28 protein-coding genes are annotated in these 26,306 nt (G+C 67.0%); 15 read left to right on the top strand and 13 right to left on the bottom strand.

Features of this window, described 5'->3' with window-relative positions; all coding sequences use genetic code 11:
- Positions 1-100: 100 nt before the first annotated feature.
- From ACVK00_RS17375 to ACVK00_RS17365, 3 genes are all read left to right on the top strand, one after another.
- Positions 101-352 carry a pentapeptide MXKDX repeat protein gene (locus ACVK00_RS17375; protein WP_166725969.1) on the top strand — a complete coding sequence of 84 codons (252 nt, stop codon included), beginning with the start codon at positions 101-103 and terminating at the stop codon, positions 350-352.
- Between the two features lie 93 nt (positions 353-445).
- Positions 446-1,078: a cytochrome b/b6 domain-containing protein gene (locus tag ACVK00_RS17370; protein ID WP_284895284.1), complete on the top strand. Its 633-nt coding sequence runs from the start codon at positions 446-448 to the stop codon at positions 1,076-1,078.
- A gap of 29 nt (positions 1,079-1,107) precedes the next feature.
- Positions 1,108-1,896, top strand: coding sequence for a molybdopterin-dependent oxidoreductase (locus tag ACVK00_RS17365; protein ID WP_284895285.1), 789 nt, complete (start codon positions 1,108-1,110; stop codon positions 1,894-1,896).
- A 43-nt stretch (positions 1,897-1,939) separates the two neighbouring features.
- Here ACVK00_RS17365 and ACVK00_RS17360 read toward each other — a convergent pair whose 3' ends face one another.
- The 3 genes from ACVK00_RS17360 to ACVK00_RS17350 form a co-directional block, all read right to left on the bottom strand.
- Positions 1,940-2,221, bottom strand: coding sequence for a helix-turn-helix domain-containing protein (locus ACVK00_RS17360; RefSeq protein ID WP_284895286.1), 282 nt, complete (start codon positions 2,219-2,221; stop codon positions 1,940-1,942).
- Positions 2,218-2,571 (bottom strand): type II toxin-antitoxin system RelE/ParE family toxin, encoded by a 354-nt coding sequence (locus tag ACVK00_RS17355; protein WP_284895323.1) that lies wholly within the window; start codon positions 2,569-2,571, stop codon positions 2,218-2,220. Before ACVK00_RS17355 ends, ACVK00_RS17360 begins: the two co-directional genes overlap by 4 nt.
- 110 nt (positions 2,572-2,681) lie before the next feature.
- Positions 2,682-2,894 carry a hypothetical protein gene (locus ACVK00_RS17350; protein ID WP_284895287.1) on the bottom strand — a complete coding sequence of 71 codons (213 nt, stop codon included), beginning with the start codon at positions 2,892-2,894 and terminating at the stop codon, positions 2,682-2,684.
- A 173-nt stretch (positions 2,895-3,067) separates the two neighbouring features.
- Here ACVK00_RS17350 and ACVK00_RS17345 point away from each other — a divergent pair, with 173 nt between their 5' ends.
- Positions 3,068-4,240: an EamA family transporter gene (locus tag ACVK00_RS17345; RefSeq protein WP_284895288.1), complete on the top strand. Its 1,173-nt coding sequence runs from the start codon at positions 3,068-3,070 to the stop codon at positions 4,238-4,240.
- 21 nt (positions 4,241-4,261) lie between these two features.
- Here the strand turns inward: ACVK00_RS17345 and ACVK00_RS17340 are convergent, their stop codons facing one another.
- From ACVK00_RS17340 to ACVK00_RS17310, 7 genes are all read right to left on the bottom strand, one after another.
- Positions 4,262-5,461, bottom strand: a complete 1,200-nt coding sequence (locus ACVK00_RS17340; RefSeq protein WP_284895289.1) for an MFS transporter — start codon at positions 5,459-5,461, stop codon at positions 4,262-4,264.
- A 288-nt stretch (positions 5,462-5,749) separates the two neighbouring features.
- Complete coding sequence (locus tag ACVK00_RS17335) at positions 5,750-6,574, bottom strand: phosphodiesterase (RefSeq protein WP_284895290.1); 825 nt, start codon at positions 6,572-6,574, stop codon at positions 5,750-5,752.
- A gap of 38 nt (positions 6,575-6,612) precedes the next feature.
- A complete protein-coding gene (locus tag ACVK00_RS17330; protein WP_284895291.1) occupies positions 6,613-7,644 on the bottom strand; it encodes an ABC transporter ATP-binding protein in 1,032 nt (343 codons plus the stop codon).
- A gap of 24 nt (positions 7,645-7,668) precedes the next feature.
- A complete protein-coding gene (locus ACVK00_RS17325) occupies positions 7,669-8,565 on the bottom strand; it encodes an ABC transporter permease (protein ID WP_105787219.1) in 897 nt (298 codons plus the stop codon).
- 10 nt (positions 8,566-8,575) lie between these two features.
- Complete coding sequence (locus ACVK00_RS17320; protein ID WP_354122949.1) at positions 8,576-9,397, bottom strand: ABC transporter permease; 822 nt, start codon at positions 9,395-9,397, stop codon at positions 8,576-8,578.
- 17 nt (positions 9,398-9,414) lie between these two features.
- Positions 9,415-10,443 (bottom strand): ABC transporter substrate-binding protein, encoded by a 1,029-nt coding sequence (locus tag ACVK00_RS17315; protein WP_228907230.1) that lies wholly within the window; start codon positions 10,441-10,443, stop codon positions 9,415-9,417.
- Positions 10,444-10,500: 57 nt separating this feature from the next.
- On the bottom strand, positions 10,501-11,526 hold the full coding sequence (locus ACVK00_RS17310; RefSeq protein WP_284895292.1) for a LacI family DNA-binding transcriptional regulator: 1,026 nt from the start codon (positions 11,524-11,526) through the stop codon (positions 10,501-10,503).
- A gap of 1,041 nt (positions 11,527-12,567) precedes the next feature.
- On the opposite strand from ACVK00_RS17310, the gene ACVK00_RS17305 reads away from it, so the two are divergent.
- From ACVK00_RS17305 to ACVK00_RS17295, 3 genes are all read left to right on the top strand, one after another.
- On the top strand, positions 12,568-13,581 hold the full coding sequence (locus ACVK00_RS17305; RefSeq protein ID WP_284895293.1) for a hypothetical protein: 1,014 nt from the start codon (positions 12,568-12,570) through the stop codon (positions 13,579-13,581).
- Positions 13,582-13,915: 334 nt separating this feature from the next.
- Entirely contained in the window at positions 13,916-14,062 is a 147-nt protein-coding gene (locus ACVK00_RS17300) for a DUF3096 domain-containing protein (protein WP_228907233.1), read from the top strand.
- Between the two features lie 89 nt (positions 14,063-14,151).
- The gene (locus tag ACVK00_RS17295; RefSeq protein WP_284895294.1) at positions 14,152-14,331 is read left to right on the top strand and encodes a hypothetical protein; all 180 of its coding nucleotides are present in this window, start codon (positions 14,152-14,154) and stop codon (positions 14,329-14,331) included.
- 56 nt (positions 14,332-14,387) lie between these two features.
- Here ACVK00_RS17295 and ACVK00_RS17290 read toward each other — a convergent pair whose 3' ends face one another.
- From ACVK00_RS17290 to ACVK00_RS17280, 3 genes are all read right to left on the bottom strand, one after another.
- Positions 14,388-15,392: a quinone oxidoreductase family protein gene (locus ACVK00_RS17290; RefSeq protein ID WP_354122950.1), complete on the bottom strand. Its 1,005-nt coding sequence runs from the start codon at positions 15,390-15,392 to the stop codon at positions 14,388-14,390.
- Positions 15,393-15,489: 97 nt separating this feature from the next.
- Entirely contained in the window at positions 15,490-15,918 is a 429-nt protein-coding gene (locus tag ACVK00_RS17285) for a DoxX family protein (protein ID WP_284895296.1), read from the bottom strand.
- A gap of 76 nt (positions 15,919-15,994) precedes the next feature.
- The gene (locus ACVK00_RS17280) at positions 15,995-17,116 is read right to left on the bottom strand and encodes an alkene reductase (RefSeq protein WP_284895297.1); all 1,122 of its coding nucleotides are present in this window, start codon (positions 17,114-17,116) and stop codon (positions 15,995-15,997) included.
- Positions 17,117-17,271: 155 nt separating this feature from the next.
- Here ACVK00_RS17280 and ACVK00_RS17275 point away from each other — a divergent pair, with 155 nt between their 5' ends.
- The 8 genes from ACVK00_RS17275 (at position 17,272) to ACVK00_RS17240 (ending at position 26,180) form a co-directional block, all read left to right on the top strand.
- Positions 17,272-18,171: a LysR family transcriptional regulator gene (locus ACVK00_RS17275; RefSeq protein ID WP_284895298.1), complete on the top strand. Its 900-nt coding sequence runs from the start codon at positions 17,272-17,274 to the stop codon at positions 18,169-18,171.
- A 199-nt stretch (positions 18,172-18,370) separates the two neighbouring features.
- Positions 18,371-18,997, top strand: coding sequence for a flavin reductase family protein (locus ACVK00_RS17270; protein WP_284895299.1), 627 nt, complete (start codon positions 18,371-18,373; stop codon positions 18,995-18,997).
- Positions 18,998-19,397: 400 nt separating this feature from the next.
- A complete protein-coding gene (locus ACVK00_RS17265; RefSeq protein ID WP_228907235.1) occupies positions 19,398-20,630 on the top strand; it encodes a 3-methyl-2-oxobutanoate dehydrogenase (2-methylpropanoyl-transferring) subunit alpha in 1,233 nt (410 codons plus the stop codon).
- Between the two features lie 2 nt (positions 20,631-20,632).
- Positions 20,633-21,676, top strand: a complete 1,044-nt coding sequence (locus tag ACVK00_RS17260) for an alpha-ketoacid dehydrogenase subunit beta (RefSeq protein WP_284895300.1) — start codon at positions 20,633-20,635, stop codon at positions 21,674-21,676.
- A gap of 1 nt (position 21,677) precedes the next feature.
- Complete coding sequence (locus tag ACVK00_RS17255) at positions 21,678-23,015, top strand: dihydrolipoamide acetyltransferase family protein (protein ID WP_284895301.1); 1,338 nt, start codon at positions 21,678-21,680, stop codon at positions 23,013-23,015.
- A gap of 5 nt (positions 23,016-23,020) precedes the next feature.
- Positions 23,021-24,412 carry a dihydrolipoyl dehydrogenase gene (lpdA, locus tag ACVK00_RS17250; protein ID WP_284895302.1) on the top strand — a complete coding sequence of 464 codons (1,392 nt, stop codon included), beginning with the start codon at positions 23,021-23,023 and terminating at the stop codon, positions 24,410-24,412.
- A gap of 275 nt (positions 24,413-24,687) precedes the next feature.
- The gene (locus ACVK00_RS17245; protein ID WP_284895303.1) at positions 24,688-25,317 is read left to right on the top strand and encodes an NAD(P)H-binding protein; all 630 of its coding nucleotides are present in this window, start codon (positions 24,688-24,690) and stop codon (positions 25,315-25,317) included.
- A gap of 185 nt (positions 25,318-25,502) precedes the next feature.
- Positions 25,503-26,180 carry an SOS response-associated peptidase family protein gene (locus ACVK00_RS17240; protein ID WP_284895304.1) on the top strand — a complete coding sequence of 226 codons (678 nt, stop codon included), beginning with the start codon at positions 25,503-25,505 and terminating at the stop codon, positions 26,178-26,180.
- Positions 26,181-26,306 lie beyond the last annotated feature (126 nt).

Raw genomic sequence — 26,306 nt, 5'->3', positions numbered from 1 at the left:
TGCCGGAAACGCCGGCCGAAAAAAATATTCAACCGGCTGTCATTTCCGGGATCATGCTGCGTCTATTCGGTTCCTTAAACCCATGTACCGGAGAGATGTCATGAAAAACGGATTGCTGGTTGCTTGTGTCGCCGCTTTCGCAATGGTTGCCGTGAGCGCTCATGCGCAGAACGATGCGATGTCGAAGGACGGCACGTCGATGTCGAAGGACGCGATGGGCCACGACGCGATGGCGAAGGACGGCGCGATGAAGAAGGGCACCATGAAGAAGCATGCGATGAAGAAGGACGCGATGGGCCACGACGCGATGGGCAAGGGGACGCCCAGCGACAAAATGGCGCCGTCGAACTGACGCCTGCGGGCGGCGGGCGGTGCGTGCATTGCGTCGCCCGCCGCCGCTCATCGAGTGCGTTTGCATCATTCACGCATCTCTGGAGGCTTCACCATGCAAACCGTTCCCGCCACCGGTCGCGACGCGGCGTCACCGCCCGTGCGCCCGATCCATCCGGCGTGGGTGCGCGTGAGCCACTGGCTCAACGCGCTCGCGGCCATCCTGATGGTGTTGTCCGGCTGGCGCATCTACGACGCGTCGCCGATCTATCCGCCGTTCGCGTTTCCTCATGGCATCACGCTCGGCGGCTGGCTGGGCGGCGCGCTGCAATGGCATTTCGCGGCGATGTGGCTGCTCGTCGGCAACGGGCTGTTCTACCTGGCGATGTCGATCACGACCGGGCGCTTCGCGCGCATGCTGCTGCCGGTCACGCCGGCGTCCGTCTGGCGCGACCTGCGCGCCGCACTGCGCGGGCGGCTGTCGCATGACGACCTCAGCGTCTACAACGCGGTGCAGCGCACTGCGTACCTGACCGCGATCGCCGACCTCGTCGTGCTGGTGCTGTCGGGGCTCACCATCTGGAAGTCCGTGCAGTTTCCGCTGCTGCGCGAGCTGTTCGGCGGCTACGACATGGCGCGCGTCGTGCATTTCTGGGCGATGTCGCTGCTGGTCGCATTCGTCATCGTGCACGTCGCGATGGCGTTGCGCGTGCCGCGCTCGCTGCTCGCGATGCTGCGCGGACGCTGACCCGCACCGTGCGGGCAAAGGGGATCATCATGTCGGAATCCGAAAGTACGCGCGACCGTTCGCGCTGGACGCTCGACCGCAAGTCGCTCGAACTCGACGTACGCCGCACGCTCGAGATGCCGTCGCGGCGGCTCTTCAACCGCCGCATCCTGACGCTCGGCGGCCTGACGATGTTGACCGGCTGCTCGCTGCAGGACGACGCGTCGGTCAACACGTTTCTCGAGCGGGTATCGCGGCTGAACGATCGCGTGCAGGCGTGGATCTTCAGCGGCGAGCGGCTCGCGCCGACCTATACCGAAGCCGAGATTACGCGGCCGTTCCCGTTCAACGCGTACTACGGCATCGACGACGTGCCGCACGTCGACGCGACGACGTACCGGCTCATGCTGTCGGGCCGCGTGACGGGCAAGCGCGTGTGGACGCTCGACGAGCTGTATGCGCTGCCGCACGCGGAGCAGATCACGCGGCACATCTGCGTGGAAGGCTGGAGCGCGATCGGGCGCTGGGGCGGCACGCCGTTCGGCGCGTTTCTGGCGCGCGTCGGCGCCGATACGCACGCGAAATACGTCGGCTTCAAATGCGCGGACGATTACTACGAAAGCATCGACATGCCGACCGCGCTGCATCCGCAGACGCTGCTCACATTCGACTACGACGGCCGTCGCCTGCCGCCGGAATTCGGCTTTCCGATGAAGCTGCGGATGCCGACCAAGCTCGGCTACAAGAATCCGAAGCACATCATGGAAATCTTCGTGACCGATACGTTCCCGGGCGGCTACTGGGTCGACCAGGGGTACAACTGGTTCGGCGGATCGTGAGCGGCGGGGCGCGCCCGCGCCGGCGGCCGTGCTTCCCGATGCGTTACGCGGAGTCGCGCACCTGCGGATCGACGCGCAGGCCGACGGCCGACGCCATGTTCACGAGCGCGTCGAGCCCGAACAGGTTGATCTTGCCGCGCAGCAGGTCGGACACGCGCGGCTGCGTGACGCCCAGTTGTTTCGCGGCCTGCGCCTGGCTGAGTTCCAGCTGCGCGATGCGCTGCTTGAGCGCGATCATCAGTTCGGAGCGCAGCTTCATGTTCTCGGCCTCGGCCGGCTGGCCCTCGATTGCATCCCAGACATTCGTATAGCGTTCGTTGCTCATCGTTTCCTCTCGATCGTCAGCGCGCGATAGCGCCGGGTGGCCAGTTCGATATCGGCCTTGCAGGTGCGCGCCGATTGCTTGCGGAAGCAGTGCAGCACGTAGATCGCGTCGGCGAATGTCGCGACGTAGATGATCCGGAATGCGCCGCTCGCATCGCGCAGGCGAATTTCCCGCACGCCAGGGCCGACGGTGCGCATCGGCTTCCAGTCGTCGGGCGCCAGACCGCGCTGCACCTGGTCGAGCTGGTGGCCGGCTTCGCGGCGCGCGGGCAGTGGAAAGCCGCGAAGCGCGTCAAGGGCGCCGCCGACGAAGACAACCGGCTTCGGCGGAAGAATGGTTGAATTATACAAAATTTTGTATGGGTGGTGTACGGATCGAATGAACGGAACGTCGGCGGCCGGACCGGCAGGCCGATCGTCACGATAAGCGCGAAGCGACACCTGAAGCGCATGACTGGCCATCAGGCCGAGGTATCGAGCGTGACGCGCGGGAAGGGTTTGAGGACGGCGCCCGCGACGCCCGTGCAGCGCGTATCCGGCCTCGGATCCAGCGTGTCCGGCGGGCGCAGAATGTCGCGCCGAAACGTCAGTCGATATCCTTTCAGACGGGTCTGACGATGCTTTCGAATCCGTGATGCCATAATGCCGAGCATTGCGTGGACGAAGCCGTTCACGCACGTTTTCGTGACCCTCTGCCGCCGCTCGCCGGTTCTTATTCGTCGCCGTTCGCACCGCCATGTCGTTCCGCACGTTTGTCTGCGCCTTCCCGGTCCCGTCAGGGCCGTTTGCCGATCTCTTCGGCGTCTTTCAGCGGAGCGCGCGACACGTCGTGCGGGCAGGCTGAACGATGACACCGCTCGACCGCCTCCTCGATTTCCTCGCCCGCCTGCCGTTCCGGATCCGCTTGCCGCAAAGCCGCGGCGGCCGGGTCGCACTGGCCCTGGTATTCATCTATTTCGTCTGGGGTTCGACCTACAGCGGCCTGCATTTCGCGCTGCAGTCGTTCCCGCCGCTGCTGCTGTCGGGGCTGCGCAACCTGCTCGGCGGGATCGGCCTGTTCATCTTCGCGCTGCGTCGCAAGCCCGAATGGCCGACGCTGCTGGAAATCCGCAACTCGGCGATCGTCGGCACGATGCTGGTCGCGCTGTCGTCCGGCACGATCGCGCTCGGGATGCGCACGGTCAGCAGCGGCTCGGCCGCGGTGATGGTCGCCACGGTGCCGCTGTTCGCGACCGTGATCGCGGCGGTCGCCGGGCGCCCGGTGACGAAGGGAGAGTGGTCGGCCGTCGCGCTCGGGATGGTCGGCATCGTCGTGCTGAATTCGGGCGGCGCGGCTGCCGCGAACTCGGCGCTCGGCACGATCTGCGTGCTGGCCGGCGCGCTGTTCTGGGCGGGCGGCGCGCATCTGTCGACGCGGCTCAAGCTGCCGTCGGACCTGTTCCTGTCGACGTCGCTGCAGATCGGTCTCGGCGGGCTGATGTCCACGTTCGCCGCGTGGCTGCTCGGCGAGCGCATCGAGCAGGTCGCGGCGGCGCCGGTGTTCGCGTTCCTGTACCTGATGGTGTTCTGCACGATGGCGGCGTACGTCGCGTACGGCTACCTGATTCGTCACACGAGCCCGATCATCGCGAGCAGCTGCATGTACGTGAACCCGATCGTCGCGGTCGCGCTCGGTGCGCTGATGCTCGGCGAGCCGGTGACGATGGCGACCGTGATCGCGACGGTCGCGATTCTCGGCAGCGTCGGACTGTCGTTCCTGTTTGATCCCGCACGCCGTCCCGCGGCGCGCGCGGCGGCCGACGCTTCGCAGGCCGTGGCGACCGGCTCGGCGGCGGGGGCGGCATTCGCACCGGATCAGCCCGCGGTGCCGGATCCGGCGCCGATCCTCGCGCCTTCCGCGATACCGCTTGCGGTGCCGACACCGGCCGCCGTCGTGGACCCGGCCGCGGTCATGGACCCTGCTCAGGCGTTCACGCCGCCACCCGCCGACGAACCGGCCGAGTCGCGCGCCGGCGCGTGACGCCGGTGCGCGCGGCGGCGGTCAGCCGCGCCGTGCGCCGCGATGGTGGAACCAGCCGGCGAGCGCGGTAAACAGCAGTCCGGCCGCGCACATGCCGATCCAGCCGAATGCATGCCACGCGGCGACGCCGACCGACGAGCCGAGCGCGCCGCCGATGAAGTAGCACACCATGTACACGGTGTTCACGCGGCTGCGCGCGTCGGGCTTCAGCGCGTAGATGCGCGACTGGTTCGAGATCTGCGCGGCCTGCACGCCGACATCCAGCACGATCACGCCGATCACGAGCCCGACGAGGCTCGTCCCCGACAGCGCGAAAATCACGAATGACGCCGCGAGCAGGGCGATCGCGAGCGAGATGATCGCGCGCGGGCCGCGCTTGTCGGCGAAACGGCCCGCGTAAGGCGCGGCCAGCGCACCGGCCGCGCCGACGATGCCGAACAGACCCGCGGCTTGCGGACCGAGATGGAACGGCGCGCCGGCGAGCAGCAGCGTGAGCACCGGCCAGAACGCGCTGAACGCGGCGAACAGCGCGGCGCCCGTCAGCGACGCCTCGCGCAGCCCGCGCAGTTCGACCACCAGATGCCACATCGAGCCGAGCAGCTTGCCGTACGACAGCGTCGACGTCGGCGAACTGCGCGGCAGTCGCAGCACGATCACCGCGGCCAGCGCGGCGAGCGCCGCGACCGACGCACCGAATACCGCCCGCCAGCCGAAATATTCGGCGACGAAGCCGGCCGCCGTGCGCGCCAGCAGAATGCCCAGCAGCAGGCCGCTCATCACGGTGCCGACCGCATGCCCGCGCTCGGCGGGCGGCGCGATCTCGGCCGCGAACGGCACGGCCTGCTGCGCGATCGTCGCGAGCACGCCGATCGCGAGGCTCGCGGCGGCGAGCACCGCCAGCGACGGCGCGGCCGCGGCCACGATCAGCGCGATCGACAGGCCCGCGATCTGCAGCAGGATCAGCCCGCGGCGATCGAAACGGTCGCCGAGCGGTGCGAGCAGGAACATGCCGGCCGCATAGCCGAGCTGGGTCGCGGTCGGCACCGCGCCGATCCACGACGCGCTGTCGGGAAAGGCCGAGCGGAAGCTGTCGAGCAGCGGCTGGTTGTAGTAGATGTTCGCGACCGACACGCCCGCGATCGTCGCAAGCAGCAACAGCAGGCTGCGCGAGTAGTGGGGCGAGGCGGCGTCGGTCGGACGGTCGGTGGAGGCGGCGGACATGGCGGCAACGGGGAACGGAGTGGGGCGGCGTGGCGCGCGGCGCAGCGTCGGCTGCGCAGGCGGCCGGTGCCCATCGAGCGTGCCGATCATACCGGAGCACCGTGAATCATGCCGGGAGGGCGGCAGGGCGGCCAGGTGGCCAAGCGGCCAAGCGGCCAAGCGGCCAGACGGCCAGACGGCTAGGCGGACGGCGTGATCGGGGCTCCGACGGGCCGCTATCCGACCCGCTCGGCCGCAACGGGCTCCGACGGGCCACCGCCGCCCGTCATGCGCGCGCGATGCGCGTCGTCAGTCGACGAGTTCCCCGCTCGGTTCGTAGAACGGATAAGGCCCGTCGCCTTCGTCCACGTACACGTGATGGGACGTCATCCCCGTCTCCGGCGTATGGACGTGCACCGCGAACGCGGGCGGCTCGAGCCGGAACGCCGACGGCGCGTCCGCGCGCAGGTCGAACGCAACCTGGTGCGCGGGCGCCGGCACGGCAGACGCGAGCGTGCCGCCGAAGCACGTGAACATCGTCCGGTGCACGTGGCCGCACAGCACGCGTTCGACGTTCGGATAGCCGCGCAGCAGTGCATCGAGCTTCGCGGCGGCGTCGGGCGCGAGGCGCAGCGCGTCCATGTGCCCGATTCCGGATACGAACGGCGGATGATGCAGCGCGACGATCACCGTCCGGTCTCGCGCGGCGTCGAGCTGAGCAGTGAGCCACGCGAGCCGCGCGTCGCACAGGTCGCCGTGGCTCGAGCCGGGCACCTGCGAGTCGAGCGCGAGTACGCGCACCGCGCCGACGTCGAGCGCGTATTGCACGAACTCGCCGTCCTGCAATTCGGGGCGATCGGCGAACGCGCGGCGCAGCCCCGCGCGATCGTCGTGATTGCCGACCATCAGGTAATACGGAATCTCGAGCGGTGCGAGCAGGTCGCGCAGATGGCGGTATTCGTCGTCGTGGCCGAAATCGGTCAGGTCGCCCGTGACGAGCACCGCGTCGGGGCGCGGCACCAGCGCGTTCAGCTTCGCGATGCAGCGCGCGAGCGCGGCGGCCGTGTCGACGCGCCGGTACGCGAGCTGGCCCGGACGCTTGATGTGGAGATCGCTGATTTGAGCAAGCAGCATCGTCGTTCCTCGGAATGTCTGGTTATCGTGGGGCGCTGTTACGCGGCGAGCGCGATCAGGCCTTCCGCCGCGATCGCGATGCCGACCGCCGTGCCGCGTGCGAGCTCGATGCGGCCCGGCACGTCGATCACGAGCGCGTCGGGCGCCGCCTGCTCGATCGTGAGCCGCGTGCGCTCGCCGAGGAACGCGCACGCGCCGATCGCACCGCGCAGCGGCGCATGCGCGGGATCGGCGAGCTGCGCGTCTTCCGGGCGGAAGAACCACTCGTCGTCGGCGTGCGGCGTGACGATCGCGCCACCCGTCGTCACGAGCGCGCCGTCACGCCATTGTCCCGCAAGCCGGTTCAGCGTGCCGATGAACTGCGCGACCGTGCGGTTCGCCGGCCGGTAGTAGATGTCGCGCGGCGTGCCGATCTGTTCGATGCGGCCCGCGCCCATCACGACGATCCGGTCGCCGAGCTCCATCGCCTCGGCCTGGTCGTGCGTCACGTACACGGTCGTCACGCCGAGCTCGCGCAACAGCGCATTCATCTCGCGGCGCAGCACGTCGCGCAGCTTCGCGTCGAGCGCGGTCAGCGGTTCGTCGAGCAGCAGCACGCGCGGGCGCACCGCGAGCGCGCGCGCCAGCGCGACACGCTGGCGCTGGCCGCCCGACAGCTGATCGACCGGTTTGTCCGCGTGCGCGTCGAGCCGCATCATCGCGAGCAATTCGTCGACGCGTTCGCGCAGCGCGCGCGGCTCGGTCTTGCGAATCTTCAGTCCATAGCCGACGTTGCCGCGCACCGTCAGGTTCGGAAACAGCGCGTAGTTCTGGAACACCATGCCGACCTGGCGGCGCTCGATCGGAAGCGGGGTTACGTCGTCGCCGCCGAATGCGATCGTGCCGCCGGCGTCCGGCGTGTCGAGGCCGGCGATCAGGCGCAGCGTCGTCGTCTTGCCGCAGCCCGACGGGCCGAGCAGCACGAGCGTCTCGCCCGCGCCGATCGACAGGTCGAGCGGTTCGAGCACGCGCGTGCCGCGGAACGTCTTCGCGCAGCGGGTCAGGGTGATGGGCGTGGAATCGAGTTTCATGGGATCGGTAAAGTCAGCACAGGGTCAGCGCGGGCGGCGCTTCAGCGCGCGCGTGCCGGACGGATCGACGCCGAGCCACTGCATCGCGACGAGGAGCGGCAGCGTCATCAGCAGGAACACGATCGTGTAGGCGCTGCCGACTTCGAGACGCAGTGATGCATAGGTATCGGCGAGTCCGACGGGCAGCGTCTTCGTGTCGGGCGTGTGCAGCATCCACGTCAGGTTGAATTCGCCGATCGACAGCGTGAGCACCGCGAGCGCGCCCGCGACGATGCCGGGGCGCAGGTTCGGGAGCACGATCGTGACGAAGCGCGTGACGAACGACGCGCCGAGGCTCGCGGCGCCTTCCTCGAGCGTGCGCAGGTCGGCACCCGCCGCGACGGCCGCGACCGCGCGCACCATGAACGGCAGCGTGAACACGACGTGGCCGACGACGATGAACCACAGGCTCATCCGGAAGGCGGTGAAGCCGCCGTACACGACCAGCAGCGCGAGCGCCGACGCGAGGCCCGGCAGCGCGACCGGCAGCACCAGCGCTTCCTCGATCGCGCGGGCGACGCGGCTCTTGCTGCGCGCGAGCGCATAGCCGGCCGGCACGCCGACGGCGAGCACGATCGCGAGCGTCGCGAACGCGACGCCGAGCGACAGCGCGACCGAGCCCTGGTATTGCTGCCACACCTGTTCGAGCCAGCGCAGCGTGAGGCCGCTCGACAGCCCGCGGAAATAGTTGACGGTGAGGCCCGCGAGCACCGACATCACGACGGGCACGATCAGGAACGCGCACAGCAGCAGCGTGACGCTCCATTGCAGCGCGGCGATCGCGCGCGCGCCCGTGACGCGCGGCGCGCGTCGTGCGACGCCGTTCGCATGCGACGGAGCGGGCGCCGGCGACGGCGCGGACGAACCGGAAAGCGATTGCATGAAGGAATCCTCAGGCCGCGGCGGCGGTATGGCCGGTGAACCGGCGCGCGAGCGCGAGCACGGCCCACGTGACGATGCCGAGCACGATCGACAGGCCGGCCGCCGTCGCGATGTTCGCGTTCAGCGTGAACTCGGTGTAGATCGTCATCGGCAGCACGTTCAGGTCGGTGGCGAGCGTAAACGCGGTGCCGAACGCGCCCATCGCGGTCGCGAAGCAGATCGCGCCGGCCGCGATCAGGCCCGGTGCGAGCGCCGGCAGCACGATGTCGACGAAGATGCGCCACGGCGACGCGCCGAGCGAGCGCGCGGCTTCCTCGAGCGACGCATCGAGCTTCGACGCGGCCGCGATCACGGTGACGATCACGCGCGGAATCGAGAAGTACAGGTAGCCGACGAACAGCCCGGCAACCGAATACGCGAACACCCACTTGTCGCCGGTCAGCTTCGCGGACAGCATGCCGATCAGCCCTTGCCGCCCGGCGAGCATGATCACCATGAAGCCGACCACGACGCCCGGGAACGCAAGCGGAAACGTGAGCAGCGCGAGCAGCACGCGCTTGCCCGCGAATTCGCGGCGCGCGAGCAGCAGGCCCGAGATCGTCGACAGCGCGAGCGTCGCGAGCGTGACGCCGGCCGACAACGCAACCGTTTCGCCGAGGCTCTTCATGTAGCGCGCGTTGCCGAGCAGCGTCGCGTACTGCGTGAAGAACGCGCCGTCGGCGGACACGTGCACGAGCGCCGCCATCGGCAGCAGCCAGAACGCGGCGAACACCGCGAGCGCCGGCGCGACGAGTGCGACGCGCCAGCGCAGCGGGAAAGTCAGATCGAGCATCGCGTGGTTCCAGCCGCTTACTGCATCACCTGCAGGTATTGCAGGCCGAACGCTTGCTGGCCGGCCGCCATCTTGCCGAAGTCGACCGGTTTCGCGCGTGCGTATTCGCTTGCCGGCAGGAACTTCGCGGCGACGTCGGCGCCGAGCGTCTGGGCGCGCACCGGACGCAGATACGCGTTGGCCCACAGTTTCTGGCCTTCGTCCGACAGCACGAAGTCGAGCACCTTCTTGCCGTTCGCGTCGTGCGGCGCGCCCTTCACGAGGCTCATCACGTACGGCACCGCGATCGTGCCTTCCTGCGGAATCACGAACTCGACGTTCGCGTGATCCTTGTACTTTGCGCGATACGCGTCGAAGTCGTAGTCGAGCAGGATCGGAATCTCGCCGGACAGCACGCGCGCATACGCGGTCTGCTTCGGCACGATCGGCGCGTTCGCCTTCAGCTTGCGGAACCAGTCGAGCGCCGGCTTGAAGTTCTCGAGGCTGCCGCCGAGCGCCTGGTTCACGGCGACCGCACCCGCATAGCCGACGAACGCGCTCGACGGATCGAGGTAGCCGACCATGCCCTTGTATTCGGGCTTCAGCAGATCGGCCCACGAGCGCGGCACCGGCTTGCCGTCGAGCGCGTCCTTGTTCACGAAGAAGCCGAGCGTGCCCGAGTGGATCGCGAACCAGTAGCCTTGCGGGTCCTTCAGGTTCGCGGGAATGTCGTTCCAGTGCGCGGGCTTGTACGGCGCGATCACGCCCTTGTCCTTCGCCTGGAACGCCGACGACACGCCGAGATAGACGACGTCGGCGACCGGGCTCTTCTGTTCGGCGATCAACTGCGCGATCGCCTGACCCGAGTTCTTGTTGTCGAACGGCACGCGGATACCGGTTTTCTGCTTGATCGCCGCGATTTGCGCGGCCCAGTCGGCCCATTCGGGCGGGCAGTTGTAGCAGATCGCGGATTCGTCGGCATGGGCGGCGGGCGCGAACGCGACGAGCGCGGCGCAGGCGATGGGCGCGGCGAGCACGCGCAGCAGCGAGGTCAGGCGAAAGGACACGGTCGGTCTCCGGGCGGGGTAAGGGTAGTTCGCCGCGCGCTCGCGCGGCACACGCATTCAGGCTTGGTGCAATTGCAGATTGGCGGCCGGCGGCGCGACCGTCGCGCCGTCGCGCACCGTGTGCGGCAGGATCAGCGACGTGCGCTCGATCGTCGCGCCGCCGATGCATTCGACGAGGCGTCGCCATGCGTGACGGCCGATGTCCTGGTTCGGCGTCGCGACGCTCGCGAGCGGCGGCGCGAGCAGCTCGCCGATCGCGATGCCGTCGAAGCCGAGCACCGACAAATCGTCGGGAATCGAGAAGCCCGCGCGGCGCAGGCCGCGCATCACGACCATCGCGAGCAGGTCGTTGCTGCAGAACAGAGCGGTGGGGCGCGTGGCTTGCGCCGTGAGGTGCGCGAGCACCGCGTCGGGCAGCTCGGCCGCGTTGAAGTCGACTTCGACCGGCGGCAGCGTCGCGACGCCGGCTTCCTCGAGCGCTTGCGCGTAGCCGAGATGACGCTGGCGTGCGCGATCCGACGCGGCGAGCGAGCCGGCCAGCATCAGCACGCGGCGATGGCCGCGCGCGGTCAGCAGGCGGACGCCGTCGTAAGCGGCGCGGCGGTTGTCGACCGACACCGACGGGCGGCGTTGCGTGTCGTTGTGCATCAGCACGTAGTGCGGGCCATCGCGGTCGAGCATGTCGAGCAGCGGATGCGTGTCCGCGTCGGCGACTGTCAGGATCAGTCCTTCGACGCGCTGCTCGCGCAGCGTCTCGATCGCGTGACGCTCGCGCGCCTCGTCGTATTCGGTCGTCATCAGGATCAGCTTGAAGCCGGCCGCGGTCGCGAGTTCGTCGATGCCCTGCAGACAGTCGGCGAACACCGGGTTCGACAGCGTCGGCACGACGAGGCCGATGAGGCGCGTGCGCTCGCCGCGCAACTGCCGGCCGAGCGGGCTCGGGCGGAACTGCAGCGTGTCGATGGCGGTGCGGATCGTCGTCAGCGTGGCGGGGCTGACGGTATGCGGCGCGTTGATCGCGCGCGAGACGGTGGCGATCGAAAAGCCGGCGAGCGCGGCGACATCCTTGATGGTGGGGGTCATGAAGTTACGCGATGTAAACGTTTTCGACCGAAGGATTATCGAAAATGTTTGTGACTTCGCGATGACTCACCAGACATCTGTTTCGTAAAAAATACGATACAAACATCAGACGTTTTGCACCCGGCCACCGGGGCGCAGTGATTGTATCGGGGGATGCTGCGACGCGGGACGAAATCGATGACGGTGTCGCGTCGAGGTCGTCGACTGCGTATCGATTCAACCGTGGATGGTGCTGGCAAGATGCTGCGTCGCGATGCGCGGCGCGTGAATCAGGGAACGCATGCGCGAAGCAATGGTAGAATCGCGTCCGCCCTTTTGCCGGGGTGATGAAATTGGTAAACATAGCGGACTTAAACGATTGAGTGCCCGACCGGAAACGGTCGGTGCAGAACCCTTCAAATTCGGCGAAACCCCTGATGCGCGCATCGAGGCAACGCCGAGCCAAGCCTCGCGGTGAGATTTGCAGCGAGGAAGGTGTAGAGACTAGACGGGGGGCGCCTAAGGCGCACGGGCGGCGATCACGCCCGCGCGCGACGGTGAAGGCATAGTCCAGCGCACGAACGGCCTCGTTTCGACGACGTCGACTTCGAAAGAAGCAGTGTGACGAAAATCCGCCGCCTTAATTGGCTTGCCGGTTCAAGTCCGGTCCCCGGCACCAAAATCGCTTTCGTTGTGATTCCACGATGTTCCTCAGACCCGCGAGAAATAAGCGTCTCTCGCGGGTTTTTTGTTTCTGTGGCGTTCCGCCGGGGTGTTTGCCAGCCGGGGGATGGGGGTGTTTAGGTGTATGGGCACCATTGTGGCCACCTGGGTAGGCGATACCCCCAATGCCTTTCACCGATGCCTCAACGCACACTGGTTCTTGTCGCTCGAGGAGTGCGCCGTTCGGGCCGATTCAGCCCACCCACGAAGAGCCGGAATTTTCCAACCAAGACCGGGACGGAAATTGCGCTAGCGGTTCCGTCGAGTACCGGATTCGATTCGCGTGAAGTTCGTTCAACCGTCGTCCAACGTCTGGTTCAGCTCGGGTGGGGAGGCCAAATGGGACAGTGCCGTCGCATCTATTCACGTTTCGTCGTCACAAGCTCGATCGCCGGTCTGGCGATTCTGGCAGGCGTTAGCCACGCACACGCCGAGGACAGTCCTGCGAGCTCACCGACCGGGTTGAAGCCATCGGAAAGAACGATCAACGCTTATGCGGTGTATGGCGACGGACGCGCGACCGAGGGTGGCGATATGCATTGGCGTGCCTATGAAGTTGGCTTCGGCGACGTCTTGAACGACTACTTCTCGATCTACCTCGCCTATTTGAACGAGGGGCATCCGGAGGATCACCACCGTGATGGCTTCGCCGCCCTGGGTTCGTTTCGTTGGCCGCTCGGCAATCGCCTGGCGGTCGAATTGTCGGCGGGGCCGTATTTCAGCATCGACACGACCCATGTCGACAACCAGGCGCGCAATGAAAAGCGCTGGGGCGTGCGGGCGTCAGCAGCGGTGCGGTATTACCTCGTTCCCGACCGCTTCTTCCTCAAGGTGCAGTACAACCACGTCCAGATGATTGGCGGATTCAATTCCGACGCGGTGCTGTTCGGCATCGGTTCGGATTTTGGCGGCGATCCAGGCCCGGCGTTTTCGGACGGCAAGACGCAGGTCAGCGTTTGGGCCGGGACGTCGCAGACGAACCGTCCTCAAGTGCCGATCGAAAAGGGCTATATGGTCGAAGTCAAGCGGCCGCTTGGCAATGCGTGGGCCTATTCGGCGAGCTTCGTCTACGAAGGCAATAATGGTGTCGCCGGCCGAAGAGGTGTGGCAGCACAACTCTGGTACGTCGCGCCGATCAAGAGCAAATGGACGCTTTCGGCAGGTGCAGGTCCATACCTCTCGCACGATCGGGACGAAGTCTCGAGCAAAACCAGAGTCAATGCGTTGCTCAGCGCGCAGGTGAGTTACCAGGTCACGAACGATTGGGCGGCGAGCTTGCGCTTCAATCGTGTCGCGACCGGCAACGACAAGGACCAGGACATGTTCATGGTCGGCTTGGCACGCAATTTCTAGGGCTTCATTCTCACGCGCATTCTTGCGGCGCAATTTGAAAATCATGCGGGGTGCGGCACTAGCGTGGCACCTCGATCGGGGCTGCCGGATTGCAGCATGCCGGCGGGACCGGCCGCACGCGCTGAGGCAGGCACGAAAATCGCTGCGATACGCAAACAAACGTTGCACTGACAACCGGTCGGGGTTCCGGTTGCCTGCGTCGGTAAAATCTCCCACCCATCACGGAATCGCATGCAGCGTTGAAAGGGAGCGGCTACGAAGCACAGGGTCGTGCAATACGGTTTCGAGGCGCTCCAGTTGGCGATTTCGCGATCTATTGTTAAGGGGCAACGCCATGCACGTATTCACGAACTTGAGCCCATTGGTCTCGCTGATCGCTGGAATTCTGATTCTGGTGGTGCCGCGCCTGCTGAATTTCATCGTTGCGATCTACCTGATCATCATAGGATTGCTCGGACTTTTCGCGGGGCACATACACTGACGAGCCTTTTTCCGCCTCGGTCCCGGTTCAACGGCTTTCACCTTGTTGAACGTTAAGGAAATGCATTCTGGCGTGATGGTGTCAGACGCATGACCCTGCACGTCGTCGAGTGTGGCCGGGGCACCACCGACCGCTTCGATGCGATTCGACGAAGATCTGAAAAAACCCGCGAGAAAATAAAGCGCTCGCGGGTTTTTTATTTGGCGTGGCGTTCGACCGGACGTGTCGGTTATTCGGCGGTATGCCGGGCTAAGCCAAAGGCCATGTGAAGCCGCCGGCTCAGGGGCGCCGTGGTGACGCGCAGGGCAATCTGCATGCCGCCCGATCATTCGACGCGCAGTATCAGCTTGCCGGTCGTTTGACCTGTTTCGAGTGCGTGATGCGCATCGGCAATCGCTTCGAACGCATAGCTGCCGCCAATCAGCGGCTTCAGCTGGCCGCTCGCCAGCAGGCTGAACAGTTCGCCGAGCGTCCGGCGCACGACGTCGTCGCCGAGGAACGCATGGAGCGCGAAGCCGGACAACGAGCGACAACCGAAGATCAGCGCGTTCATCAGGTTTTCGTCGACGGTGAGTAACTGGCCGCTCGCCGCACCGTAGCTCACGAAACGGCCGTATGTCGCGAGGTTGGCGACAAGGGTGTGCGCCACCGTTCCCCCGATCGAATCGAAGACGACGTCGGGGCCGGCCCGGCCCGTCGCCTCGCTCAATTGATCGGCCCAGCGCTCGTCGCGATAGCTGATCGCGTGATCGGCGCCGAGCGCTCGCACCGCATGCAGTTTGTCCGACGAGCCTGCGAGCCCCGCGATCGAGCGTGCGCCGTCGAGTCTCGCCAGCTGGGTTAGCATCGAGCCGACGCCGCCGGCCGCGGCGGTGATCGCGACCGTTCGTGCGGCCACCGGCGTCTCGCGCAGCAGCACGCGGGCCACCAGCCCCTGCAGCATCGTGGCGACGGCATCGTCGTCGGAGACAGCATCGGGGATCGCGGTAATGAGCGCTGCGCCGAGCGTCACGTATTCGGCATAGCCGCCGGTCGCACGCATCGCGCCGAACAGCGGCGCCGCGACCCGCTCGCCAATTCGAAATTCGCGGACATTCGCGCCCACGGCGGCAACGGTGCCGACGACTTCGGAGCCGGGGACAGCCGGCAGCGCCAGTGCCGGGCCCGGATAAGTGCCGGCCCGTTGCAGCGTTTCCGCGAAGTTCAGTCCGACGCGCGTAACGCGCACGAGAACCTCGTCGGCGGCAGGCGTCGGACGCTCGATCACGACGGGACGAAGGACGGAAGGATCGCCGACACGCTCGATCTGGATGGCATGCATGGTACTCATGGAAGCAATCTCGCTGGAATTTGGGGGCGTTCGCCCCCGGGATGAATGACGCGCGCGCCGGGATCGGCCATGCGTCGGTTGCGTGTGGCCTGATGAATCAGTCCGGTTGTGCGCGATCGAACGCGACGCGGCCGGCGCCATGCAGGACGAGCGCGAGCAGGCCGCCTGCCATCGACAGGTTCATCATGAAGAACGTCTGCTGCGTCTGGTCGCCGCCGCCGTGGAAGATCACCGCGGCGATGACCGAGAAGACCGCGAGTCCGAGCGCCGCAAGACGCGTCATGAAGCCCGTGATCAACGCAAGGCCGCCGGCGACCTCGACGACGATCACGAGCGGAAGCAGCGCGCCCGACACGCCCATGTGCTCCATGTATTGTTGGGTGCCGGCGTAGTTGAAGATCTTGCTGATGCCCGCGCCGAGATACACGCCTGCGACGAGGAGCCGGACGAGGACGGACAGCACGATGTTGACGACGGGCGTTTGCACGGCGGTCCGGTACAGCGCGCGATTAATCGTTTTGATCATAGGTACTCCAAAGTGATTGGTGGGGAAGATCGTTGATCCGGGTTCGTGCCTGACAGACTGTTGGGGGAATGCGCGCTTACGCGTCGAGTGTCGGATAGTCGGTGTAGCCGACCTCGCTGCCGCCGTAAGCCGTGGACATGTCGGCATGCGCGAGCGGGCGGTCGTGCCGGATGCGCGTCACGAAGTCGGGGTTTGCGATGAACGGGTAGCCGAACGACACGAGGTCGGCGTGTCCGCCGTCCAGTGCCTGTTGCGCGCGCGCTTTCGTGTAGCCGTTGTTCGCGATGTAGAACCCGCCGAATGTACGGCGCAAGGCACGGTAGTCGAATGACGGTGTTTGATCGGGCGCAGCCTGGGGAATGCCTTCGACGACATGAAGGTAGGCCGCGAGACCGCTCAGCCGGTCGGCGAAACGTTCGAACAGTGCCTGCGGATCGCTGTCCGAGATCCCGCCGAAATTCGGCGTGACCGGAGAGATGCGGACACCCAGGCGACCGGGGCTCACGACACGTCCGACCGCATGCACGACCTCCAGTGGCAACTGGATACGGTTGTCGATCGTGCCGCCGTACCGATCGGTCCGCCGGTTCGTACCGTCGCGCAGGAACTGATCGAGCAGATAGCCGTTCCCCGCATGAATCTCGACACCGTCGAACCCGGCCCGCAACGCGGAGTGCGCTGCATGCACGTATTGCTCGACGATTCCGGACATCTCGCTCGTTTCGAGTGCGCGTGGTACGGGATGCGGTTTCAGTCCGGTCGGCGTATACGCATTCCCGTTCGGCCGAATGGCCGACGGCGCAACGGGCAGCGCGCCGTCCGGCTGCAGATCCGGATGACCGATGCGGCCGACATGCGCGAGCTGCACGAAAATGCGGCCGCCTTCACGATGCACGGCGTCGGTCACCTGCCTCCAGCCCGCGATTTGCGCATCGCTGTAAATCCCTGGCGTGAACGGATAGCCCTTGCCCTGTGGCGAGATCTGCGCGCCTTCCGTGACGATCAGGCCCGCGGACGCCCGTTGTGCGTAATAAGCGGCATTGATCGCACCGGGTGCGTCGCCGGTGCCGGCACGGCTGCGCGTCATCGGTGCCATCACGATGCGGTTCTCGAGCGTGATCCGACCGAATTCGATCGGTTCGAACAAGGCGAAGCCGGTCGGGTCCGGACGCTGCGGAGGGGAGCTGTGGGTCGTCATGATTCCATCTTCCTGGTGTGTTCATGGGCGGTCGAAGCGAGTCACGGGGGCCCGGGACACAGGCTTCGAACGTTGCTGAGCAGCAATTTATGAGAATGTTTCAATCTAAACAATCGTCTAAAATAGATCATTAAAATCCATTTTCTTGATCGGTCATGGAGCGAAGCCCCAATTTGGACCAATTGCGCGCGTTCATCGCGGTGGTCGAAGCCGGCAGCTTTTCTGGCGCGGCCCGGCGGCTCGAGCGCGCTCAATCCGTCGTCAGTTATGCGGTCGCCAATCTGGAGTCGTTGCTTGGCGTGCCGTTGTTCGAACGCGGCAAGCGGCGGCCCACGTTGACCGCGGCGGGCGAAATCGTGCTGGCCGACGCGCGGCGGCTCGACATGCTGGTGGGCCAGCTTCAGGCGAAGACCGCGGGGTTGCGCGGCGGGGTGGAAGCAGAGCTGTCGCTGGCGGTGGACGTGATGTTTCCGTTGGCGAGGCTAGTCGAGGGATTGAGCGCGTTCGCCGAAGCGTTCCCGACGGTCGCGCTCAACTTGACGATCGAAGCGCTTGGCGGCGTGATGAAGCTGGTGATCGACGGAGGATGCTCGCTCGGCATCAGCGGACCCGCTCAAAACTGGCCGGACGTGATCGATGCAACATCCATGGGTTCGATCGAACTGGTCACGGTCGCCGCGCCCACGCATCCGCTCGCGCGGCGCGGCGGAACGATTCCGCTGTCCGAGGCGCGCGAATATACGCAGCTCGTTTTGACCGACAGAAGCAAACTGACCGAAGGGCAGTCGTACGGCGTCTATGCGACCCGCACATGGAAGACCGCGGATCTCGGCGCGAAGCATCGCCTGTTGCTCGAAGGGCTCGGCTGGGGATCCATGCCGATGCATCTGATCGACGACGATTTGCGGCAAGGCAGGCTGGCCGTCGTGCGGTTATCGGATCGTGACGTGTTTCGATACGGCGTGTCACTGATCCGGCGGGCGGATCGTGCCTGCGGACCCGCGACGCAATGGCTGATCGACTATCTGAGTCGTCTCGGCGGGTTGGGTACCTGAAGCGCGGTGCGTCGTGCACCTGCGCGGTGCGGGTGACGGGACAGATGAAGCCGGCATCCGCCTGGCAGCCTCACTGCAACAAAACCGACCCCATGTGATACTTGCCGCGCACATCGCACCGCACACCGTTGCCGCCCTCGGCACATACGCGCCGGTCGATGGACTTCAACGCAGCTTGCCTGCCTCAAGACCACCCGCCATGACCGACTCGAGCCATCACTATTACGAACCGTCGCAAGGCCACGGCCTTCCGCACGATCCGCTGAACGCCATCGTGGGCCCGCGCCCGATCGGCTGGATCTCTTCCCGCGGCAGCGACGGCACGATCAATCTCGCGCCGTACAGCTTCTTCAACGCGTTCAACTATCGTCCGCCGATCATCGGCTTTTCGAGCACGGCCGCAAAGGACAGCCTGCGCAACGTGCAGGAGACCGGCGAGTTCGTCTGGAACCTCGCGACGCGCGATCTCGCCGACAGAATGAACCAGACCTGTGCGGCGGTGCCGTACGGCGTCGACGAATTCGAACTCGGCGGCCTGACCGCGATCCCGTCGCGTCTCGTCAATGTGCCGCGCGTCGCGGAAAGCGGCGTCAACTTCGAATGCAAGGTGACCGACGTGATCCCGTTGCGCGATCACCATGGCGTCGATACGCCGGCCACGCTGGTGCTGGGCGAGGTCGTCGCCGTGCACATTCGCCACGACCTGCTGAAGGACGGCATCTTCGACACGTTCGGCGCGGGCATCATTCTTCGCGCGGGCGGCCCGTCGGCCTACGTGCACGTCAAGCCCGACAGCCGCTTCGACATCGCGCGCCCCGACGCGTAACGCATCGCGCCGGCACGACCCGGCAAGCGGGCGCGCAAACGCCCGGACCCACCGAGACCCCGCCGAGATCCCGGATTTCGCGGGGTCTCGTGCTTCGTATCGTCCGACATGATCGACACGCAGCGATCGGTGCGGCCTCGATCCGCAAGCTCCCCAGCCGTTGACGCATCGCAGCACACGCGGCCTTCCTTCACCGCGCCAGCGGCACTGATCGCCCGCCGTCACCCGCCATGGCAAATCTGCTCACCGCAATCGAGCGGCTTGGTCATCGACGTCCCGCGCCGCGAGGCATAGATTTCCAAGGTTGGCGTGCTTATCCGTGCGCCAGCCCGCGCGTGAGCCGGCAACCGGCCGCGCGTTTCCAACAGCGTGAGACACAATCGAGCGTGGAGACGACACGATGAGCCTGTCAGAGCCATTGCGTCTGCATGTGCCGGAGCCCACCGGGCGTCCGGGCTGCAAGACGGATTTTTCCTATCTGCATCTATCGCCGGCCGGCGCGGTTCGCCGCCCGCCGATCGACGTTGCCCCCGCAGACACCGCCCATCTCGCCCGCAGCCTCGTGCGCGTGCTCGACGACCACGGCGCAGCCCTCGGCCCGTGGGCGCCGGACCTCGACGATGCGCGCCTGATCGCCGGAATGCGCGCGATGCTGAAGACCCGCATCTTCGACGCGCGCATGATGATCGCGCAGCGTCAGAAGAAAATCTCCTTCTACATGTTGAGCCTCGGCGAAGAGGCGATCGGCGCCGCGCACGCGATGGCGCTGCGTCACGGCGACATGTGCTTCCCGACCTACCGCCAGCAAAGCATCCTGATCGCGCGCGACGTGCCGCTCGAACGGATGATCTGCCAGCTGATGTCGAACGAAGGCGATCCGCTGAAGGGACGCCAGCTCCCGGTGATGTACTCGGACCGCGAAGCCGGCTTCTTCTCGATCTCCGGCAATCTCGCGACGCAGTTCATCCAGGCGGTCGGCTGGGCGATGGCGTCGGCGATCAAGGGCGACACGAAGATCGCGTCCGCGTGGATCGGCGACGGCGCGACCGCGGAAGCCGACTTCCACACCGCGCTGACGTTCGCGCACGTGTATCGCGCGCCGGTCGTGCTGAACGTCGTCAACAACCAGTGGGCGATCTCGACGTTCCAGGCGATCGCGGGCGGCGAGGGGACCACCTTCGCCGGGCGCGGCGTCGGCTGCGGCATCGCTTCGCTGCGCGTCGACGGCAACGACTTCCTCGCGATCTACGCGGCCTCGACCTGGGCCGCCGAACGCGCGCGCCGCAATCTCGGCCCGACGCTGATCGAATGGGTCACCTACCGCGCGGGCGCGCATTCGACGTCGGACGATCCGACGAAATACCGGCCGAGCGACGACTGGGCCCATTTCCCGCTCGGCGATCCGATCGCCCGCTTCAAGCAGCACCTGATCGCGAAAGGCATCTGGTCGGACAGCGCGCACGACGCGCTGACGGCCGAGCTGGAAGCCGAAGTGATCGCCGCGCAGAAGGAAGCGGAGAAGTTCGGGACGCTGGCCGACGACCGGATTCCGTCGCCGGCCTCGATGTTCGACGACGTGTACAAGGAGCTGCCCGCGCACCTGCGCCGTCAGCGCCAGGAACTGGGAGCGTGATCATGGCGCAACATGAAACGACGACGACATCGGCGCAGCCGATGACGATGATCCAGGCGCTGCGCTCCGCGATGGATGTGATGCTCGAGCGCGACGGCGACGTGGTCGTGTTCGGGCAGGACGTCGGCTACTTCGGCGGCGTGTTCCGCTGCACCGAAGGGCTGCAGGCCAAGTACGGCAAGTCGCGCGTGTTCGATGCGCCGATCTCGGAAGGCGGGATCGTCGGCGCGGCGGTCGGGATGGGCGCGTATGGTTTGCGGCCGGTCTGCGAGATCCAGTTCGCGGACTACTTCTACCCGGCGTCCGACCAGATCGTGTCGGAAGGCGCACGGCTGCGCTATCGCTCCGCGGGCCAGTTCACCGCGCCGATGACGATCCGGATGCCGTGCGGCGGCGGCATCTACGGCGGCCAGACGCACAGCCAGAGCCCGGAGGCGATGTTCACGCAGGTCTGCGGACTGCGCACGGTGATGCCGTCGAATCCGTACGACGCGAAAGGGCTGCTGATCGCGTCGATCGAGAACGACGATCCGGTGATCTTCCTCGAGCCGAAACGCCTGTACAACGGGCCGTTCGACGGCCATCACGAGCGTCCGGTCACGTCGTGGCTCAAGCATCCGGGCAGCGTGGTGCCGGACGGTTATTACACGGTGCCGCTCGATACGGCCGCCGTGGTGCGGCCCGGCAACGACTTGACGGTGCTGACGTATGGCACGACCGTCCACGTGTCGCTCGCCGCGGCCGAGGAGACCGGCATCGACGCGGAAGTGATCGACCTGCGCACGCTGTGGCCGGTCGACCTCGACACGATCGTCGCGTCGGTGCGCAAGACCGGCCGCTGCGTGGTGGTGCACGAAGCGACGCGCACCTGCGGCTACGGCGCGGAACTGGTATCGCTCGTCCAGGAGCACTGCTTCTACCATCTGGAAGCACCGGTCGAGCGGACGACGGGCTGGGACACGCCGTATCCGCACGCGCAGGAATGGGCGTATTTCCCCGGCCCGGCCCGGGTTGGCGAAGCATTGCGACGCGTGATGGAGGCCTGAGATGGGGATTCATGTGATCAAGATGCCGGATATCGGCGAAGGGATCGCCGAGGTCGAGCTGGTGGCCTGGCACGTGGAAGTCGGGCAGACGATCAAGGAAGACCAGCCGCTCGCCGACGTGATGACCGACAAGGCGGCGGTGGAGATTCCGTCGCCGGTGGCGGGCAAGGTGCTGGCGCTCGGCGGCCGGATCGGCGAGATGATGGCGGTCGGCAGCGAGCTGATTCGTGTCGAAGTCGAAGGCGACGGCAACCTGAAACCGGGCGCGAAGGCACACGATGCCGGTGCGGATGCAACGTCGCGTCCGGCGGCGGTCGACGCGCCTGCCAGGTCATCGAAAGTCACTGACGCTGCCGAAGCGCACGACGCGTCGAAGGCAGCGCGCCACCCCGCTGATCGTGCGCCGGCCGAGCCGCGTCGCGCGGAACACGCGGCGGCGCCGCGCGCGGCACGCGCGCCGGGCGAACGGCCGCTCGCGTCACCGGCGGTACGTCAGCGCGCATGGGACATGGGCATCGAGCTGCGCTACGTGCGCGGCACCGGCGAGGCCGGCCGGATCCTGCATGCGGACCTCGATGCGTACGCACGCACGGGCGGCACGGCGGCGCGTGGCTCGCAAGCGCGCGGCTACGACGAGCGCAACGATGAAACCGAGGTGCCGGTGATCGGCCTGCGGCGGGCGATCGCGCGCAAGATGCAGGAAGCGAAGCGCCGCATTCCGCACTTCAGCTATGTCGAGGAGATCGACGTCACTGAGCTCGAATCGCTGCGCGCCGAGCTGAACCAACGCCACGGCGACGCGCGTGGCCGGCTCACGCCGCTGCCGCTGCTGATCCGCGCGATGGTGATCGCGCTGCGCGACTTCCCGCAGATCAACGCGCGCTACGACGACGAAGCCGGTGTCGTCACGCGTTACGGCGCGGTGCACATGGGCGTCGCGACGCAGACGGAGAGCGGCCTCACGGTGCCGGTGCTGCGTCATGCGGAAGCGCGCGACGTGTGGTCGATCTCGGCGGAAATCGCGCGGCTCGCCGACGCGGTGCGCGCGAACCGCGCGCAGCGCGACGAGCTGACCGGCTCGACGATCACGATCTCGAGCCTCGGCGCGCTCGGCGGCATCGTGTCGACACCGGTCATCAACCATCCCGAGGTCGGCATCGTCGGCGTGAACCGGATCGTCGAGCGGCCGATGATCCGCGACGGCGCGATCGTCGCGCGCAAGATGATGAACCTGTCGTCGTCGTTCGACCATCGCGTCGTCGACGGCGCGGACGCGGCCGAATTCATCCAGGCCGTGCGCGGGTTGCTCGAGCGTCCGGCGCTGCTGTTCGTGGAGTGAGTGCGATGCCGAACGAACACACCACGCTGCTCGTGATCGGCGGCGGTCCGGGCGGTTACGTCGCCGCGATTCGCGCGGGGCAGCTCGGCATTCCGACGGTGCTCGTCGAGCGCGAACGGCTCGGCGGCACGTGCCTGAACATCGGCTGCATTCCGTCCAAGGCGCTGATCCATGTCGCCGACGCGTTCGAGCAGGCGTGCATGCAGGCCGGCGAAGGCATGCTCGGGATTCGCGTGCGCACGCCGGAGATCGACATCGCGAAAAGCGTCGCATGGAAGGACGGGATCGTCGAGCGGCTCACGCGCGGCGTCGGCGCGCTGCTGAAGAAGCACGGCGTGCGCGTGTTGCAGGGCGATGCGCGCGTCGTCGACGGCAAGACGGTCGATGTCGTCGCCGGCGACGGCACGACGCGCATCGCATGCGAACACCTGTTGCTCGCGACCGGTTCGGAACCGGTCGCGCTGCCGTCGATGCCGTTCGGCGCGCACGTCGTATCGTCGACCGACGCACTGTCGCCCACGTCGTTGCCGACGCGGCTGGTCGTCGTCGGCGCCGGATACATCGGGCTCGAACTCGGGACCGTCTATCGCAAGCTCGGCGTCGAGGTCAGCATCGTCGAGGCGGCGGAGCGCGTGCTGCCCGCGTACGACGCGGAACTCGCGAAGCCGGTCGCCGATTCGCTCGCGCGGCTCGGCGTCGGCTTGTGGCTGGGCCACACGGTGCTCGGTCTCGCGAGCGACGGCGCGGTGCGCGTGCAGGCGCCCGACGGCGCGCAGAAGACGCTGCCGGCCGATCGCGTGCTGGTCGCGGTCGGTCGCCGGCCGCGCGTGGATGGTCTCGGGCTCGAAGCGCTGCCGCTCGATCGTAACGGCCGCGCGCTGCGCATCGACGACGCATGCCGGACCTCGATGCGCAACGTGTGGGCGATCGGCGACGTCGCGGGCGAGCCGATGCTCGCGCATCGCGCGATGGCGCAGGGCGAGATGGTGGCCGAGCTGATCGCGGGACGGCGCCGCAAGTTCACGCCCGCATCGATCCCGGCCGTGTGCTTCACCGATCCCGAGGTCGTCACGTCCGGCTGGTCGCCCGACGACGCGAAGGCGGCCGGCGTCGACTGCATCAGCGCGTCGTTCCCGTTCGCGGCGAACGGGCGCGCGATGACGCTGCAGGCGACCGATGGTTTCGTGCGCGTCGTCGCGCGGCGCGACACGCATCTGATCGTCGGCTGGCAGGCGGTCGGGCGCGGCGTGTCGGAACTGGCCGCGGCGTTCTCGCAGTCGCTCGAGATGGGCGCGCGGCTCGAGGACATCGGCGGCACGATCCACGCGCATCCGACGCTCGGCGAAGCGGTGCAGGAGGCGGCATTGCGCGCGCTGGGACACGCGTTGCACGTGTGAACGCGCGTCGCCATCCGTCGCCATCCGTCGCCGGACGAAGCCCGGCTGCGGCGCCGATCCGGACGGCCGGTGCGATCGCGTTCGAGCATGCTTACCTAGTGGGTCGCTGTTGACCCACTTGTGCTAACCGTTCATCGTGTCGGTATCCCGTCCGATTCATCGGCTTCGAACGGGCGGCTCCGGCGCGAGGCGGCATGGCGATGTGCAGCGCGCACGGCTGCCGCTCACGGCCGGCCTGCATCGGCCTGCACCGGCCATACACGGAATAACCGCACATGAAACTGTTGCTCGTCGGCGCGACCGGACTCGTCGGGCGCCACGTCCTCGACGTCGCGCTGTCCGACGCGCGGGTGGACCAGGTCGTCGTGCTCGCGCGCCGGCCGTTGTCGCCGCATCCGAAGATGCGCGCAGTGACGGTCGACTTCGATCACCTGCCCGAGGCGGCCGACTGGTGGCAGGCCGACGCGGTGATCTGCACGCTCGGCACCACGATGCGGGTCGCGGGCTCGCAGGCCGCATTCCGCCGCGTCGATCATGACTATCCGCTCGCGGTCGCGCGTCTCGCGCACCGGTCCGGCACGCCGACCTATGTGCTGAATTCCGCGCTCGGCGCGGACCCGGCGTCGCGCATCTTCTATAACCGCGTGAAGGGCGAAGTCGAGCGTGCGCTCGCGGGCATCGGGTTCACGTCGCTTACCTACGTGCGGCCGGGCCTGATCGGCGGCAGCCGCGACGAGTTCCGGTTCGGCGAACGGATGATGGTGCTCGCGCTCGGTGCCGCCGGGCCGCTGTTGCCGCCGAAGTGGCGCATGAATCCCGCGCCGCGCATCGCCCGCGCGCTGCTCGATGCCGCGCTCGATGCACGCCCGGGCGTACATGTCATCGGATCGGAACGGCTTGCCTGAACCGGAACGGGCGACGTGCTGCCGACACACGTGGCCGGCACGGATGAACGAACCGACGTGCGCGCCGGCTATTCGCGCACGAAGCCGTCGAGCGAGCGAACTGTTTCGTCATACCAGCCGATTGCGCAAACGCGGCGTGCACGCTGACCTACGATGAAGACATCGCGTCCATCGTCAGCCGAACCGTGTGCACCCACTACCGCGCCCCCGATGAAGACCCGGGCATCAGCGAGTTGAAACTCGGCATCGGCGACCTGTTTCGCCGTGATCCGTGGGAACCCGACGTGTATCCCGATTACGCGGCGCCCATCGCGCGTGCCGACGGCGACGGCCTCGCGGTGGTCAGCGCGGTGTTCGGCTTCTGGCCGAAGTTCATGCAACCCGAGCGTCGCGACGAGAATGGCCGCAAGCGAAAGAAGCTCGATACGGTGAACGCGCGCGCGGAAACGGTCGGCTCGTCGCGGCTCTACAGCACCGCCTGGCGCAACGGCCAGCGTTGCCTGATTCCGGTGCGCTGGATCTTCGAGCCGTGCTACGAGACGGGCCGCAACGTGTGGCACCGGATTGGCGTCGACGGCTGGCAGCCGTGCTGCGTCGCCGGCATCTGGCGCCGCTTCGTCACCGCCGACGGCCGCGAGCGAATCGGCATGACGATGCTCACGGTCAATGCCGACGATCACCCGGTGTTCGCGCGTATGCACCGGCCCGGCGACGAGAAGCGGGGCGTCGTGATCCTGCGCCGCGACGACTACGACGAATGGCTGCACGCACGCGACGTCGAGGCCGTGCGGCGCTTGCTGACGCTCCTTCCTGCCGACGACATGGTCGCCGCGCCCGAGCAGGCGTCGCCCGTCGGCACCTGAGCTTTCATTTCTCCTACGCGCGACCGGCGACGCCGCAGGTCGGACGGGTGCCGGTTTCCCGCACGATTTCATAAATCGTCGAACACCCGGGTAATCACCGATATCTCCCAAGTTGTATATACAAGA

Source organism: Burkholderia sp. PvR073, assembly GCF_054055695.1.
This window is presented reverse-complemented; position numbering and strand designations above follow the sequence as displayed.